General features: G+C 68.1%; 16 protein-coding genes. 7 read left to right on the top strand and 9 right to left on the bottom strand.

All coding sequences use genetic code 11. From position 1 onward, the window contains the following. Positions 1-196 precede the first annotated feature (196 nt). Entirely contained in the window at positions 197-1,555 is a 1,359-nt protein-coding gene (locus M8C17_RS01600; protein WP_252414330.1) for a hypothetical protein, read from the top strand. Between the two features lie 542 nt (positions 1,556-2,097). On the opposite strand, the gene M8C17_RS01595 is transcribed toward M8C17_RS01600, so the two are convergent. Continuing rightward, positions 2,098-2,493 carry a hypothetical protein gene (locus tag M8C17_RS01595; RefSeq protein ID WP_252414329.1) on the bottom strand — a complete coding sequence of 132 codons (396 nt, stop codon included), beginning with the start codon at positions 2,491-2,493 and terminating at the stop codon, positions 2,098-2,100. Positions 2,494-2,608: 115 nt separating this feature from the next. Here M8C17_RS01595 and M8C17_RS01590 point away from each other — a divergent pair, with 115 nt between their 5' ends. The 3 genes from M8C17_RS01590 to M8C17_RS01580 are packed head-to-tail and all read left to right on the top strand — an operon-like array spanning position 2,609 to position 5,885. After that, the gene (locus M8C17_RS01590) at positions 2,609-2,881 is read left to right on the top strand and encodes a hypothetical protein (RefSeq protein WP_252414328.1); all 273 of its coding nucleotides are present in this window, start codon (positions 2,609-2,611) and stop codon (positions 2,879-2,881) included. Then, complete coding sequence (locus M8C17_RS01585) at positions 2,874-3,485, top strand: DUF6879 family protein (protein ID WP_252414327.1); 612 nt, start codon at positions 2,874-2,876, stop codon at positions 3,483-3,485. Before M8C17_RS01590 ends, M8C17_RS01585 begins: the two co-directional genes overlap by 8 nt. A 3-nt stretch (positions 3,486-3,488) precedes the next feature. Beyond that, positions 3,489-5,885, top strand: a complete 2,397-nt coding sequence (locus M8C17_RS01580; RefSeq protein WP_252414326.1) for a tetratricopeptide repeat protein — start codon at positions 3,489-3,491, stop codon at positions 5,883-5,885. A gap of 36 nt (positions 5,886-5,921) precedes the next feature. On the opposite strand, the gene M8C17_RS01575 is transcribed toward M8C17_RS01580, so the two are convergent. Then, positions 5,922-7,154, bottom strand: coding sequence for a helix-turn-helix domain-containing protein (locus M8C17_RS01575; protein ID WP_252414325.1), 1,233 nt, complete (start codon positions 7,152-7,154; stop codon positions 5,922-5,924). Between the two features lie 214 nt (positions 7,155-7,368). Here M8C17_RS01575 and M8C17_RS01570 point away from each other — a divergent pair, with 214 nt between their 5' ends. The 3 genes from M8C17_RS01570 to M8C17_RS01560 all read left to right on the top strand — a co-directional run bounded on the left by M8C17_RS01570 (position 7,369) and on the right by M8C17_RS01560 (position 8,876). Beyond that, on the top strand, positions 7,369-8,307 hold the full coding sequence (locus tag M8C17_RS01570; RefSeq protein ID WP_252414324.1) for a DUF5753 domain-containing protein: 939 nt from the start codon (positions 7,369-7,371) through the stop codon (positions 8,305-8,307). Then, positions 8,297-8,485: a DUF397 domain-containing protein gene (locus M8C17_RS01565; RefSeq protein ID WP_210918213.1), complete on the top strand. Its 189-nt coding sequence runs from the start codon at positions 8,297-8,299 to the stop codon at positions 8,483-8,485. Before M8C17_RS01570 ends, M8C17_RS01565 begins: the two co-directional genes overlap by 11 nt. A 211-nt stretch (positions 8,486-8,696) precedes the next feature. After that, positions 8,697-8,876, top strand: coding sequence for a hypothetical protein (locus M8C17_RS01560; protein ID WP_252414323.1), 180 nt, complete (start codon positions 8,697-8,699; stop codon positions 8,874-8,876). A 116-nt stretch (positions 8,877-8,992) separates the two neighbouring features. On the opposite strand, the gene M8C17_RS01555 is transcribed toward M8C17_RS01560, so the two are convergent. The 7 genes from M8C17_RS01555 to M8C17_RS01525 all read right to left on the bottom strand — a co-directional run bounded on the left by M8C17_RS01555 (position 8,993) and on the right by M8C17_RS01525 (position 13,727). Further along, positions 8,993-10,249: a hypothetical protein gene (locus M8C17_RS01555; RefSeq protein ID WP_252414321.1), complete on the bottom strand. Its 1,257-nt coding sequence runs from the start codon at positions 10,247-10,249 to the stop codon at positions 8,993-8,995. Beyond that, the gene (locus tag M8C17_RS01550) at positions 10,246-10,845 is read right to left on the bottom strand and encodes an RNA polymerase sigma factor (RefSeq protein WP_252414320.1); all 600 of its coding nucleotides are present in this window, start codon (positions 10,843-10,845) and stop codon (positions 10,246-10,248) included. The genes M8C17_RS01555 and M8C17_RS01550 overlap by 4 nt, the downstream gene beginning before the upstream one ends. Before the next feature lie 141 nt (positions 10,846-10,986). Continuing rightward, entirely contained in the window at positions 10,987-11,190 is a 204-nt protein-coding gene (locus M8C17_RS01545) for a hypothetical protein (RefSeq protein ID WP_252414319.1), read from the bottom strand. A gap of 918 nt (positions 11,191-12,108) precedes the next feature. Then, positions 12,109-12,279: a DUF4913 domain-containing protein gene (locus M8C17_RS01540; protein ID WP_252414317.1), complete on the bottom strand. Its 171-nt coding sequence runs from the start codon at positions 12,277-12,279 to the stop codon at positions 12,109-12,111. Then, complete coding sequence (locus tag M8C17_RS01535; RefSeq protein ID WP_252415053.1) at positions 12,276-12,764, bottom strand: TraM recognition domain-containing protein; 489 nt, start codon at positions 12,762-12,764, stop codon at positions 12,276-12,278. The genes M8C17_RS01540 and M8C17_RS01535 overlap by 4 nt, the downstream gene beginning before the upstream one ends. A gap of 54 nt (positions 12,765-12,818) precedes the next feature. After that, on the bottom strand, positions 12,819-13,010 hold the full coding sequence (locus tag M8C17_RS01530; protein WP_252414316.1) for a type IV secretory system conjugative DNA transfer family protein: 192 nt from the start codon (positions 13,008-13,010) through the stop codon (positions 12,819-12,821). Between the two features lie 138 nt (positions 13,011-13,148). Then, positions 13,149-13,727: a hypothetical protein gene (locus M8C17_RS01525; protein WP_252414315.1), complete on the bottom strand. Its 579-nt coding sequence runs from the start codon at positions 13,725-13,727 to the stop codon at positions 13,149-13,151. Positions 13,728-13,732 lie beyond the last annotated feature (5 nt).

The following is a 13,732-nucleotide window of genomic DNA, read 5'->3' as shown; positions in this document are numbered from 1 at the left end:
GGGTGGATCGGTGGGTCGTCGAACCGCCTCTTGACAGAAGCGCCGCCGAACGCGCAACATTCGAGAAACATCAATGCTAATACGTATTAGCTCGGCGCCGCCAAGGGGCAACCGCCGATCGATGTCCCCTGTGTTCTTACTGAGCGTTACTCCGCACTGCTCCTGCCGCGAACCGACCGACCGAAGAGGAAGCCGCATGACGAGACCATCCGCCCCGTCCCGACGCGCTGTCCTGGCGGCCGCCAGTGCCGGCCTGCTCGTTGCCGCCGTGGCCGGCACCGGGCCAGCAGCCGCCGAACCCGAGCTCGACTTCCCCCAGTTCACCTACCAGGGCACCGCGTTCGACAAGGGCACGCTCGCCTTCAACCCGACGAACGAGTTCATCTTCCCCAGCGTCATCCGGGCCGCCGACTACTTCCCCAACCCGCTCGGCACCTACTACCTGTACTACGCGCCGCACGAGCGTCCCGGCGGGATCGCCCTCGCGTACTCCGACTCGATCAACGGCCCGTGGACCGAATACGTCGCCAACCCCCTGATCAGCAACACCTGGCTGCCGCACTACTCCACGGTCAGCCACGTCTCCTCGCCGCACGCGGTGTGGATCGAGGGCGAGGGCAAGCTCTTCCTCTACTTCCACGGCGAGAACTCCATCACCCGGTACGCGACCTCCGACGACGGCATCCACTTCAGCTACGGCGGGACCGCGGTCAGCCGGAACGACACGACCGGTGGCGAGACCTCCTACGCCCGGGTGTTCGAGCAGTCCGTGCCCCGCCTGGGCACCCGGTACCTGATGCTCTTCATGGACAATCCCACGGCGGGGGCGCCCGGACCGACGGGGCCCGTGTCCCGGCGGATCCGCTGGGCGGTCTCCAACGACGCGCGAACCTGGAGCATGCAGCCCGAACCGATCGTGACCCCGCAGGGCATCGAAGGCCCGAACGCCTCCGGACCGTCCTACCTGCGCTGGAACGACCGCAACCTGGTGATCTTCCACGCCGCCGACGGCAACATGCACGCGGTGGACGTCGGGCAGGACTTCGACCAGGAGGTCCACCTCGGCATCGTGCACGACTCGATGTCCGCCGCGCCCGACCTCGGCCGCTCGGCCGCGCCGACGTTCTACTTCGACGGGCAGACCGCGCACATGTACTACGAAGCCGGCAGCCGGCTCACCGCGACCATCGGACACGCCACGGCCTCCCTGGCAAACCCGTTGCCGGTACGGCAGCTGGACTGTGCCGTGGACCGACCGGTCCTGTGGCCGCCGAACCACGAGCTGGTCGACGTCAACGTCACCGTGGACCTGCACGACGGGGTGCTCGGCCCGAACGCGTTCACCCTGACAAGCGTGACCGGGGGTGACGCCGCGGACGTCAGCGGATTCGCCATCGGCACGCCGGACACGAGTGGCAAGCTACGGGCCGAACGAGCCGGCAACGCGGGGGACCGGGTCTACCACCTCACGTACACCGGCCACGACGAGATCGGACGGCCGGTCGGCTGCACCGTCACCGTCACCGTCCCACACGACCAGGGCGGCAACCGGTAGATCGTCGCCGGCAGTGCGCCCTACCACCTGTGGGCGCACTGCCGCGCGTGCAACAGCTGGTCCAGCGTCCGGGCCGGGCTCAGGCGGAAAACCGCCCGCCGGTCTACCCTGCGGCAGTGAACGCGTAGTAGGCGAGGTTAGCGGCCCGCTACCGCTTACGCCCCTTGGCCTTCAATTTGATCGCGGTGCTTGTCGGTGCGGGGGTGCTCGTCGCACCCGCCTTATTGAAGGAGGGGTCCAGGCCTGCGCCGTCCAATTACAGCGGGTCGAGTCCGAGCTGGGCGTCGGCAAGCTGCGCTACCAGTGCTGGGAACGAAGTCGGTCTATAACGGGCAAGGCCTTAGATCGACGCAGACGCCGCAGGAATCCTCTCGAACTCGCATCGATTCTCGGCGCGCCAAATGGTGCCGCCGGCAGTGCCTCCGGTGGGTCAACTGCCGAGTTGGGCCGACGTGGGCGGCCAGCCGGGTCACGTCGGCCGGGTTGGGGCCGGCGCGCAGGCGGTGCTTGCGGGCCGCGGGTCACCAGTGGACAGCGGCTGATCAGGCACCGCTGTGTCCGCCGAAGGAGATGCCGCCGTGGACATCACGCGCCTGCGCCACCGATCCGCTGACGTCGCCGGAGACGGTGTTGGTCACATCGCCCTGGTTGGCCGCGACGATCGCCTGGACCTTCGCGAAGCGTGCGAGGAATTCGGCATCGAACACGGGATCACGGAGCGTCTCCTGTTCGAGGAGTGCGGCGAGGTGCTGAACCGTGTCCGCAGTCGGGTGACGTAGAGCGACCTCCACAGTCTGCTCGGCTGCCTGCTCGTGACGGAATCGGTGCCGGAGGAACTCGGTCAGCCCGGACACGGCCGACCGGGCTCCCTGGGCGAGTTCGGTGGTCGTCCAGGCGACCAGCGTCGTCGCCGCCGCGAGCATCAGCGGGTCATCCACACCCTTCACCCCCGAAGGATCACCATCCGGGCCGGAGCCGGCACGCATGACTGTAATCCAGCTCTCTCGATGTTACTATCCGTGCTCAATTCGTGACGGACCCAGGGAGGTCGGCATGAGTGCGCACCGGTGGGAGGCGGACCCGTCCGCCGAGCTCAATCGCCGTTGGGGCAAGTCGTCGCACGAATTGGGCAATACCTCGGGTGACGGCAGCTGTCCCGACATCTGGGAGCTGAGCAACGGCGACGTCGCGGTGATCGGGCAGGATCTCACCGAGACCTACGAGGACCGGCTGCCCGAAGGAGTCTCCGTCGACCCCGGTGAGCGGCTTATCATCATTCCCCGATCGACCATGATCGCGGCGAAGGTGGACATCCCTGATGCGTGAACTCCTGGGCGGAGACCCCGGCGAGCTGCTGGCCCTGGAGGACTACTGGGCCGACTTCGGACAACGGTTCTGGAAGACCGGCCCGCCGGGCTTCTGGAAACTGGAACGGCAACAGACGTTCAAGGAGCCGCAGGATGCGGGCTGGCAGGCGTTCGCCGCCGGTCGATGGGAGGAGTCGCTGCGAATTCTCGACGCGAGACGTTCCGAGTTCGCAGACTACTATCGGCGCATCGCCGACAGCGGGTTCGCTACCCGCCGGGTGCGGGTGGTGCAGGAGCCACTGACGCCCTACCTGCAGTGGGAGCTGCACGTGTTGCGGCAACGCCACGAGTACGGGGGGCTGACCCGAGTGGTGACGCCGGATCAGGTCGTCGCCGCGGAAGTGGATGGTCCGCTGCCGGAGATCTACACCCTCGGCACGGACATCATGTACGAGGCGGTCTACGACGCCGACGGCGTACTCGAGGCGGCGCGGCGCTGGCGGAACCCGGACGTGGTGACGCGGTGCCAAGAGTTCATCGAGTCGCTCTACGACGCCGGCGAGCCGCTAGACGAGTTCTTCGCCCGAGCGGTGGCACCATCGGAGCCTCCCCACCCGGACTGACAGATGGCGGCTAACGGAGCGGCGGAGCAAGGACGACCGGAGCACGTCAACCGGTCGGAGCTGTCCGGTCCCGCCGACCTGGTGCAGGCGCGCGACGTGTACGGCGGGGTGCACTTCTATTCCGGCGACCCCTCCCTCGCCGACCCGCCTCCCCGTCAGCTCCCCGGTGATGTACGCGGCTTTGTCAACCGGGTCGAGGAGCTGCGAGCGTTGGACCGGCTTCTCGGCGATGAGGCCGCCGACGCCAACCTCGTCGTCGTCACCGGCACCGCCGGCGTCGGCAAGACCGCTCTCGCGCTGCGCTGGGCGCACGCCGTGCGGCACCGGTTCCCGGATGGCCAGCTCTACGCGAACCTCCGTGGCTACGACCCGGGCCAACCCAGTCAACCGGAGCAGGTGCTCGACCGATTCCTGCGGGCGCTGGGCGTCCCCGCATCCGCGATTCCCGCTGATCTCGAGGACCGCGAGACGTTGTACCGCTCCCGGCTGGCTGACCGGCGCGTCCTGGTGGTCCTGGACAACGCCGCAACGGTCCGGCAGGTGCGTCCACTGCTGCCGGGCACCAGCAGCTGCCTGGTGATCGTCACCAGCCGAAGCATGTTGTCGGGACTGGTGAGCCGCGACGGCGGCCGGCGGCTGACCCTGCGCATGTTGGCCGAGGAGGACGCGGTGACGCTGCTGCACGACGTGACCGTCGAGTATCGCACCGGCGATGACGCGGTCGAGCTCGCCGAACTGGCACGGTTGTGCGCCAGGCTGCCACTGGCCCTGCGAATCGCCGCCGAACGGGCGGCGAGCCGGCCGTTCATGCCGCTGTCCGAGTTGATCCAGGACCTGCGTGACGAGTCGGCCCTGTGGGACGCGCTGACCGCGGAGGACGGTGAGGAGGCCGACGCCGTTCGGTCCGTCTTCGCCTGGTCCTATCGGGCGCTGAACACATCGGCGGCCCGGCTGTTCCGCCTGCTCGGCTTGCATACCGGCCCGGACCTCGGCGCCCCGGCTGCCGCCGCGCTCGCCGGCTGGCCGGTGTCGCAGGTTCGGCCGCCGCTCGACGCGCTCGTCGGTGCGCACCTGCTGGAACAGAGCGCACCCGGCCGCTACCAACTGCACGACCTGTTACGCGCGTACGCGGTGGACCAGGTCAAGCACCTTGAGAGCGGCGAGGATCGCCAGGCGGCGCTGCGTCGCATACTCACCTGGTACCTGCACACGGCGGACGCCGCGCTGACCCGCACACTCCCGTTCAGCCGGACGATGCCGTTGGCACCACCGACCGAGGTCACGCCGCTGAGCTTCGCCACCGCCGAAGAGGCTGACGCCTGGTTCACCGCCGAGCAGGACAACCTCGTCGCCGCCACCCGCGCCGCGTTCGAGGCAGCGCTGCCGCGGATTGCTTGGCACCTGGCTGTCCTGCTGCGCAGCGTATTCATGCACCGCAACGCCTTCGACGCATGGTTCGCCACCGCGGGGATCGGGTTGTCCGCTGCGCGATCGTTGGGCGACCGAGGCGCTGAGGCGGAGGCGCTGGAAAGCCTCGGTAAGGCCCACTTCCAGGCCCGCGAGCTCACGGACGCGGCGGAGCACCACCACGCTGCGCTGGCGATCCGGCGGGAGATCGGCGACGAGAACGGCACGGCAGTGTCCATCAACGCGCTGGGACTACTGGCGCTGCGCCACCGCCGCCTCACCGACGCCCTCACGCACTTCGGCGGGAGCCTCGACATCTTCACCCGCCGTCAGGACCAACGCTGGCAGGCCCTGCTGCTGAGCAACCTTGCGGAAACCCGCTACGAACTGGGTGACCTCGCCGACGCCGTGATGCTGCTGAATCAAGCGCTTGGAGTGCAGCGGGACATCGACGACCGGGGGCAGGAGGGCAACTCGCTCTTCTTCCTCAGCATGACGCTGCGCGAACTCGGACGCACCGAGGACGCCCTGGCCGCGATCGAGCGGGCACTGGCCATCGCCGAACACGGAAGCCCGGTGTGGTTGGCGCACTGGCTGGTCGAATATGCGCGCGTGCAGCGTGCCGCCGGCCGGTCCGCCGAGGCGCTGGAGGCGACGCAGCGGGCGGCCACGATCCAGCGCCAGTTGGGTGACCGCAGCCGGGAGGCGATGGCACTGGACGGGGCCGGCGAGGCGTACCGGGAGCTGGGGCAGCCGGAGCAGGCGATCGCCTTCCACCTGCGGGCGGCGGCGGTTCACCGGCAGCTAGGGGACGACTGGCAGCTCGCCCTGACGCTGGACCACCTCGCAACGGCGCTGATCGACGTCGGGCGCGCCGAGGAGGCACGCCGGTGGTGGCGCGAAGCGGTCACGCTGTTGAGTAACTTCCCGGACACGCGCGCGGAACGACTGCGACGGCGCGTCGAGTCGGCGCTCGGGGACAGCGCTGCTTGACTCGACCACCGCGGAAGCGTGCGGCCTGTGGTGCGGTCACTGCTGGGTCAGTCCGACAGTGGCGGCCAAGCGGGCCACATCGGCCGGGGTGGGGCCGGCATGCAGGACGGCGGTCAGAGCGGCACGCGCTGCGGGGCGGATGCGCACCTCCGCGGGAGCGATCCCGTCGGCGGTGACCAGGGCGCGGCCGGCGGCGCGGGCATCGCCGAGGTCGAGGTGGGCACGGGTGATGTCGATCAGGTGCGCCGCCCGGTGCTCGGCGGGGAGCCGCTGCCAGACCTCGGCGCTGGTAGCGCACCGGTGAATGGCGATGGCCCGATGGTGGTCTCCGACACTCATGACGGTTATGGCGCGGGCGAGTTCCACGGCCGTGGGGCCGAACCCGATGCCGTCGTCGTCACGATGGTGCTGATCGCCGTACACCGAGGCCAGGTGGGCCGCTCGTACGGTGAGGTCGGCCGCGGCGGGATCTCCGCAGGCGGCCGCCGCGAGAGCCGCTTCGATCAGCAGCGTCCCGGTCAGAGCCACCTCCTCCGGTGGGCGTTCGCGCGACGGCGCCGGGTCGAGCTGGTGTACGGCGGCGAGGGCGGCCGTCATCGCCAGCCGGCCCCGCCGCAGAGCCCGGAGTGCCTGGGCGAGGGAGATCGCCGCGAGGCCGACCCGGCGTGGGTCACCAGCGGCGGCGGTCATCGCCCGGTCGGCCGCCAGCCAGGCCAGGCTGGACTCGCCGAGCTTAACGAGCACCTGGGCGGCGAGCCGGTGCACCCGCACCAGCAGGTCGGCGGCGGACGCCTCCGCCACCTGCGCGTGGCAAACCCGACGGCTGTCGCCGAGCAGGTCGGGCAGCATCCGCAGCACCTGGAGATAGTGGCCGTTCCGGTACGCCGTCCACGCGTACCCCACCTGGTGGTCAAGGTCCCGCACTGACGACGGCGTCTGCGGGCCGTCGCTGCCGGAGCCGTGAACGTCGTGGCGAGCCAACGCCTCCCGCACCCGCTCCACGGCGCCGCCGACATCGGTGGCCGGTTCCGGCCGGGCCTTTCCGCGAAGCAGGACGCTCGGGGCAACGCCCAGGGCGCGGGCGACCGCCTCGATCGCCGAGAGCCGGTCCAGGTTACGGACACCTCGCTCGACCTTGTCCACCCAACTCTTCGACTTGCCGACCCGGTCGGCGAAGACCTGCTGCGTCATGCCCCGGCGTACCCGCAACTCGGCCACCCGCCGCCCGATCGGCAGGTCGTTACGGTGCCGCCGGCCCGGCCCGGTCACGGCTCCCGCCCCGCCGGCCGCCTGGCCTCGGTGGGCCCCCCGCACCGCGGACACCACCGGGACTTCACCCGAAACGCCAGCAGCCCGAGCAGGAATCCCGGCACCAGAGCACCAAACACGACCCCTACGACCTCGGTAATCACGAAGTACTTCCCACCTCTCTGGCTGGGGATCACATCGGTGGTGCCCGATAAGCAGACTGCCGCATCATGTGATGCAAAGCAAGCACGTGCATATGATCAACGCCTGCGTCCGCACGCGATGCGATGCACGCGAGCGCATGGATCTGGTGCAGAATCACGACATGCCTCGATTCACGCCAGCGACACCGCGCTCTCGGCGGCTCGGCCGAGAGCTACGCAAACTCCGCGAGACCAAGGGCCTGACCGGTGAGGAGACAGCGAAGCTCGTCCGCTGCTCGTCGTCTCGGATCAGCCGGATCGAATCGGGCGAAATCAAACCCCGCGCCGGCGATGTCATGGAGTTGTTGGTCACGTACGGCGTCAGCCTCAACGAGGAGCCCGCCACGTCGCTGCTGCAACAGGCACGCGATCTGCGCGAGGACGGATGGTGGCAGCGCCTCGGTGGCCGTTACGCGACATACATCGCCTACGAGAGCGAGGCCGTCGAGCTCAAGAACTTCGAGCCGATGCTGGTGCCGGGACTGCTGCAGACCGAGCGCTACGCCCGCGAAGTCAACACCATCGGGCGCGAGTCCGATACGGATACCATCAACCAACGAGTCGCCGCCCGGATGACACGGCAAGAGGTGCTACACCGGCAGCCGACGCCGCTACGGATGCACGCAATCCTCTCCGAGGCGGCCGTGCGGACAGAGGTCGGCGGCCCGGAAATCCTGCGCGAACAACTCGACCACCTGGCCACGCTGAGCCGAATGCCCAACGTCACGATCCAGGTCCTCCGGTTCGAAGCCGGCGCTCACCTGGCAATCACCAGCGGCTTTGCCCTGCTCGCCTTCGAGCAAGATGAGCCGCCGCTGGGTTATATCGAGACCCTCGCCGGCGAGCTGTTCCTCGAATCGAGCCGCGACCTGGCGCGACTCTCGGCCGCGTACGACAATCTGAGGACGCTGGCACGGTCGCCGGCCGAGTCCGCAAAGTTCATCAAGGAGCTGAGCAAGCATGGAGCGTAACGCCTGGCGTAAGTCGAGCCGTTCGGGCAATAACGGCCAGTGCGTCGAGGTGCGCGACCGGGGCGTTCAGGTCGACGTACGCGACTCCAAAGCTCCGGCTGCCGGGATGCTGAGCTTCGAGCTGGCCGCCTGGGGCGCGTTCGTCAACGGCATCAAGACGGACGGCAGCCGGAGCTGAGGCAATGCGCCACGGGCGTCGCAGATTGGATGATTCGGGATGCTATAGATGCGGCCGCCCCGATACCGGTGCCTGCATTCGCGCCTACCGTGTGCTTTACGGCCGGTGGCCGCAGAGCATGCCCACGACCGGCGAGGGGTCTTACATCGCCGCTCTCGCCCGACAGGTCAGAGGCGTCCCCGAGGTGGTGCTGCCCGTGGGGAGAGCGGACGTGGCCATTACCGCGACCCTGTTCGAGGTCGAGCCAGCCGGCAATGGCGCAAAGCCGTCGTCAGGTCCTGGGCTAAGCGGGTCAAACGGGATTAGCCCGGCGATCGCGCTGTTCGGCGCAGAAGACTATCTGCGCATGTATCTGTTCGTGCGCGACCGTCTTCCAGGCCTCGGTTTGTGAGTCTACCGCCGCCAGTGGGAGCAGGTCACCAGTCGGAAGTCTGCGGTGTTGAAGCACCACCCGAGCTACGTGATTGTGCCCTGATCTCCGGGCGTTGCGTGCCGACCGCGCGGGGCCTACTTCTTCGTCGTGTAACCGTAGACCTCAACTGGCTTATCCCTCGTAGTTGTGCTGCCTTCGTGAGTCAAGGCAGTGGCTTCTCTCTGGCGGCGCTCACAGTCAATCAACTCGTCGACGTCGAATCCTGGTATCGCCGGCTGCCCGAAATCTGACCACCGATGGCTGAGTACCAGCACCAGCAGAGGCAGCTTCGGCGTTCCCCCATCTCCAGCCCGCATCTCTGGTGTGCGCCATGACGTGGACGCAAACCTCAGAGATCCAGCCGAATGATGGCCCGCACCCAACTTGCTGGGGTCGTCCTCGCCGCGACCGTCGACATTGATGAGGACGTCGACTTGCTCGTCGTCGTACACCAGGTCGACGACATCGGTGCAGCTGACTAGGTCGGAGAAGGCAATCCGGTTGAGGCCTTTGTGAGGGAACCCATGCGTTCCAGGTGGGAGCATCAGCGGCTCGATAGGAATGGGCCGTCGGTGCCAATGTATCGGGGGACGTTGGACATCTACCTTTAAAGGCAGCAACGGCCCAACATACGCGCCGTTGTCCAGCCCTCTCATGAGCGCCTGCGTGACCGTCGCGAGAAATGCCGTCTTGCCGCTGCCCGCGGATCCGACCAGCACGAGGTGGCGGGCTCTCGACCACCCAGACGCGTCGGGCTGTACGTTGGTCGCCTCGGCGAGGGACTGGGCAGCAGCAAGCGTCTCTTGAGCCCCCAGTTTCGCCTCCGTGATGAGCCGTGCGGCTTCTGCCCGAGCCTCGGCGAGCACGCTCCTGGCCCGGTCCAGCGCGGCGTCGACGTACGCATTGACTCCGGCGGTCACCTCTTCTGCCTGCCGCTTCGCGGCGGCGGCCACGGCGAGCTGTTCGGTCGCCTCTCGTCGAGCGGCGTCGACGGCCGCTCGCACGTCTACTAGTTGCTCCCGGGCGACCCTGAGGGCGCGGTGCATCTCATCCCACACCTCCGGGCCGATTAGGCCGGGCAGCGCCATCGGATCCGGGCCAATCGAGTCGGCCAAATCCAGACGGCTGCGGATATCCCAGCCGGGGCCTCGGAGCATGCGGTCTAGATTGCTCGGGCCGGCCTCGTCAGCCAGCGTGGCCGTGTCGGCGAGTAGGTGACGCAGTCGCTGCTCGATCTCATCATCGGTGACACGCCCAACGATCTCGTCGACCAGGTCGAAGACCTCGTCGAACGCCTGGCCAATCTGCTCGGGATCTTCCATCGGGTCCGGCGCGGCGTCGTTGATGGTCATTGTCCCTCCTTCCGGGCCGGGTTGTGATGGGGCGAAGGTGGCTGCTCAGCAGCCCATTCGCGCTGACACGCCTCCTTGAGTCGTGCCCGTGCCTCTTTCAGGCTCTGGCGGATCGCGTCCGGTGAGCGGCCGAGTGCCGTGGCGATCTCGGTCGGAGTGAAGCCGTCGACCATATGGGCCATCACGCTGCGCTGTCCGGGTGAGAGCGAGTTCAACATCTGCATGACCCACTCGCGGTCTTCCCAGACGGTCATTCCGGGGTCCTCGCGGCTCTCGGCGGTGCCGGCCCGCTTCTCGACCTGCCGCCGGCGAATCCGATCGAGGTTGCGAGTCTTCTCCTTCAGAAAATTGCTGATCACCGCCCGGCGGGCGAAGGCGACGTGGTCGTCGATGGTGTCCCAGCGCGCCAGCATCTCCTTGACCGTCGTCGCGACCGCCTCATCTGCCTCGTGCCGGGTGGCGCCGGCGTACATCACCGTCACGAGCAGCTTGCGGTACCCGGCGCGGTAGAAGGCCGAGATTTCCTCCCTAACCTGGGCGTGGCGTACGACCCGCGGTGTGGGCTTGGTCTGCGCCAGGCCCTTGTCGGCATCCACCCGGGCCTACCTCCGATCGTCGTTCAAGGACAAGCAGCAACCGTACGAACCTTCCCTCGCGGTACTGGTCCAGGAGGACCGCAGCGTGAGGGCGTGGGCTCAAGATTTTGACGACCTGTGTTCGGGCCGGTGACAGCCAGATCAACGTTGGGCCCGCAGGACCAGCGCCACGACGATGACCGCCATCCCGGCGGCCACGATGGTGATCGTCACCGATTCGGTGACCAGGTACACCCCGCCGACCCCGGCGAGTACCGCATTGATCAGGGTGACGAGCCGCCCAGCACTCCAGCCTCCGCCGGGCCGGCGCGACGGTGGCGTGGGGTTGCGGATGGAGGTGTCCATTGTGTTCTTCCCTTTCGACCTGCGCGGCGCCCCCGGAGCGCCCTGTCGAAGTAGTGGTCCACCAACGCACCCGTTCGTGAGGGGCCGGGAATGCCTCTCGTCAACGATCGTCTGGACCTGTCTCACTGAGGGCGCTGCGACATACCATCCCCGGCCGGTGGTGACCTGACCGGCGAGCGATGTCCCGGACTCAAGAGCCGCGAGCGGCGGCTCGGTATGCCGACAGGCCGAGAATTTCTCCGAACGTCTCGGGTGGACTCGGCGTGTCGGCCGTGGGAAGACGCGCCGTATCGGGTCGCTCGGTTACCGTCGATCTCGTACCGCTGCTGTGACTTGCTGTGGTTGCTCCCGCGCGCCCGGGCTGCTTTTCGGAGCGTTACCGCGCGGTGCTCCGAAACTCGGGGCGGATGGGAGAAAGCACGGTGGCGGAGCAGCAGGGGCAGGACCCTCCACGGGCCACCTCCCGTAGCGAGCGGGTGTGGCGGATGGCGAGGCCCGCGCTGGAGTTGGTCGCCTTGGTGGCGGCCTACCAACAGCGCGAGGGCCTTGCCGTGGCGGCGAAGGCCCTCGCGGTACTGGGACAGTCGACGGTGGAGTGGTTGGTAGCCAGAACTCACCGATGACGTCCTACTGAGGGAGCGGGCGGGGAGCGAGAGCTTCCCGCCCGTTCTCTTTACTACGTCACCCAACAATATGACGGATGAGGTTGGGTTCAAGTACCGCCCGATGGTGTGTTGATTAATTCCCTCCGGTAACGCAGACCGTACCGCCGGCCGTAAATCTCCGTCACCAACCCCGCAACGTGCTTCCTGAGTTGACGCCGGAGTGTGCTTCCTGAGAGCGGCGGCGATCACCGAGATGGCCACGGGCAGGGCAGAAGCCGTCCCTGTACTGGGCGGACGGGCTGATGCCGAGGAATCAAACGCCGGTTGCGTCGGGGAGTTGAACGAGGACCTCCGATGGCGCAGGGTCGACCGGCAGCGGTCGGGGTTCGGTGTGTCTGTCCGGGCCGCACCGGCTAAACGGCCCGTACTCGGCGGCCAGTGCGGCGAGGTGTGGGTCGAGGTGATCGCGCCACCAGGTGCTCATGCCGGTCTGGGGATCGCTGAACCGCAGTGTCTCTCAGGTCCGCCAGAGCGCGTAGAGGCGGGAGATCGCCTCGGGGTGCGCCCACCCCGGGGCACCAGTTGATCCCGCTGGTCGGCCCGGAGGCGAGGCGACGCTCGACGACGTGGGCGAGTCGATCGCCGACGAACGCCTCCGTGTTGCGGTAGACCGGTTCCGCGCCAGTCGGTCCCGCCACCGGCGCCTCGGGGGCCGGCGGTGCTGCGCCCGGGTCGCCGGCGAGCTGGCCGAGGAGCGCGCTGAGGTCGGCGACGGCGTCGGCGGCCGCGCCGGTCGTGGGCGTGTGTCGACCGGGTGGTGACGTCGTGCTCGCCGATCAGCTTCGACAGCTCTTCGAGCCAGTCCGGATCGGCGACGCCGCCGCCGTAGGTGCAGACGTTCGCCGCCGACGACAGGTTGCGCATGCCCTCGCGTCCCCACACGTCGACGCCCTGCGGGTAGGAATGCAGGATGGTGATGATCGGCAGGCGGTGGGAGCCGTAGTAAGAGTAGAGGTTGAGCAGTTACCGCAGGCGGCAGATGTTCGCGGCCTCGTCGAGGACGCTCAGCAGCGGCTGGTCCAGGCGGCGTTCGGCTGAGGCGCGGGCGCGCAGCTCGCCGGCGCGCAGGACGGCGTCGGTGAGGGCGGCGACCAGAGGGGCGGGGGAGCCGGGGCCGTCCTCGGAGAGCAGGTACAGCACGTCGGTGGAGGTCACGAACGCGGCGGGTCGAATTCGAGGATCCCGCCACGGTTGGGTGGGGTGACCCGCGCCGTGGCGGCGGGCTCGGTGAGGCACAGGCCATCCGATGATCGGTCATGTGCGCCGAGGAGGCGGTCATGGGTGGCTCGTCGGTCATTCGCGGCTCGTAATGTGGGCCACGCGTAGCCCACACCGCTCACCGATCTTCTCGTGGAAGAGTCGGTCCTCCCGTTTGACGGGTTTCGCGAACGAGCTGACCACGCAAAGAACCCAGGGATCGATGTCACCGTACGCTTGGGCCTTAATGGCGGCCCAGACCAGATGTTTGAAGTCTTTGGCGGGTGCCCAGGCGAAGCGGACGGTCTCATCAGCCCGCCGGGCGAGGACCCTCAATGGCTTGATTTGCAGGGTGGCCGGGTCGACCTCCCAGCCGGTCCCAAGGGCCATGCGGACGTGGTCGCTGACCTCGGCGGTAGGGCTGTCCAGGACGGCCGCGTACTTGCCCACACCGTTGCGGGCTCGGGCGTACTCCTTCATGGGTCCGTCCTTGATCCAAACCCTGCGTTCTTGGGGCGTCTTGATCCACAGCGACAGACGGTCGGTGAAGCGGGGATCCTGCGCCCATTGGTCGTAGCTGGAGCTCTTCTCGGTGTCACTCAGGTGCTCCCAGTCCAGCTCTTGCGCGTCGGCGTAGAGGAACCGGACGATGTCTAGCTCGACTTCCTTGGGCATAACCA

Origin of the sequence: Micromonospora sp. RHAY321, assembly GCF_023896955.1 — a bacterium.
Taxonomy (GTDB): domain Bacteria; phylum Actinomycetota; class Actinomycetes; order Mycobacteriales; family Micromonosporaceae; genus Micromonospora.
The sequence above is the reverse complement of the archived record's forward strand: the minus strand, read 5'-3'. Positions and strand labels throughout refer to the sequence as shown.

Coding starts and splice junctions, on each gene's coding strand:
- M8C17_RS01600 (WP_252414330.1), top strand. CDS start 197: ATGACGAGACCATCCGCCCCGTCCCGACGCGCTGTCCTGGCGGCCGCC.
- M8C17_RS01590 (WP_252414328.1), top strand. CDS start 2,609: ATGAGTGCGCACCGGTGGGAGGCGGACCCGTCCGCCGAGCTCAATCGC.
- M8C17_RS01585 (WP_252414327.1), top strand. CDS start 2,874: ATGCGTGAACTCCTGGGCGGAGACCCCGGCGAGCTGCTGGCCCTGGAG.
- M8C17_RS01580 (WP_252414326.1), top strand. CDS start 3,489: ATGGCGGCTAACGGAGCGGCGGAGCAAGGACGACCGGAGCACGTCAAC.
- M8C17_RS01570 (WP_252414324.1), top strand. CDS start 7,369: ATGCAAAGCAAGCACGTGCATATGATCAACGCCTGCGTCCGCACGCGA.
- M8C17_RS01565 (WP_210918213.1), top strand. CDS start 8,297: ATGGAGCGTAACGCCTGGCGTAAGTCGAGCCGTTCGGGCAATAACGGC.
- M8C17_RS01555 (WP_252414321.1), bottom strand. CDS start 10,249: ATGACCATCAACGACGCCGCGCCGGACCCGATGGAAGATCCCGAGCAG.
- M8C17_RS01545 (WP_252414319.1), bottom strand. CDS start 11,190: ATGGACACCTCCATCCGCAACCCCACGCCACCGTCGCGCCGGCCCGGC.
- M8C17_RS01540 (WP_252414317.1), bottom strand. CDS start 12,279: ATGAGCACCTGGTGGCGCGATCACCTCGACCCACACCTCGCCGCACTG.
- M8C17_RS01525 (WP_252414315.1), bottom strand. CDS start 13,727: ATGCCCAAGGAAGTCGAGCTAGACATCGTCCGGTTCCTCTACGCCGAC.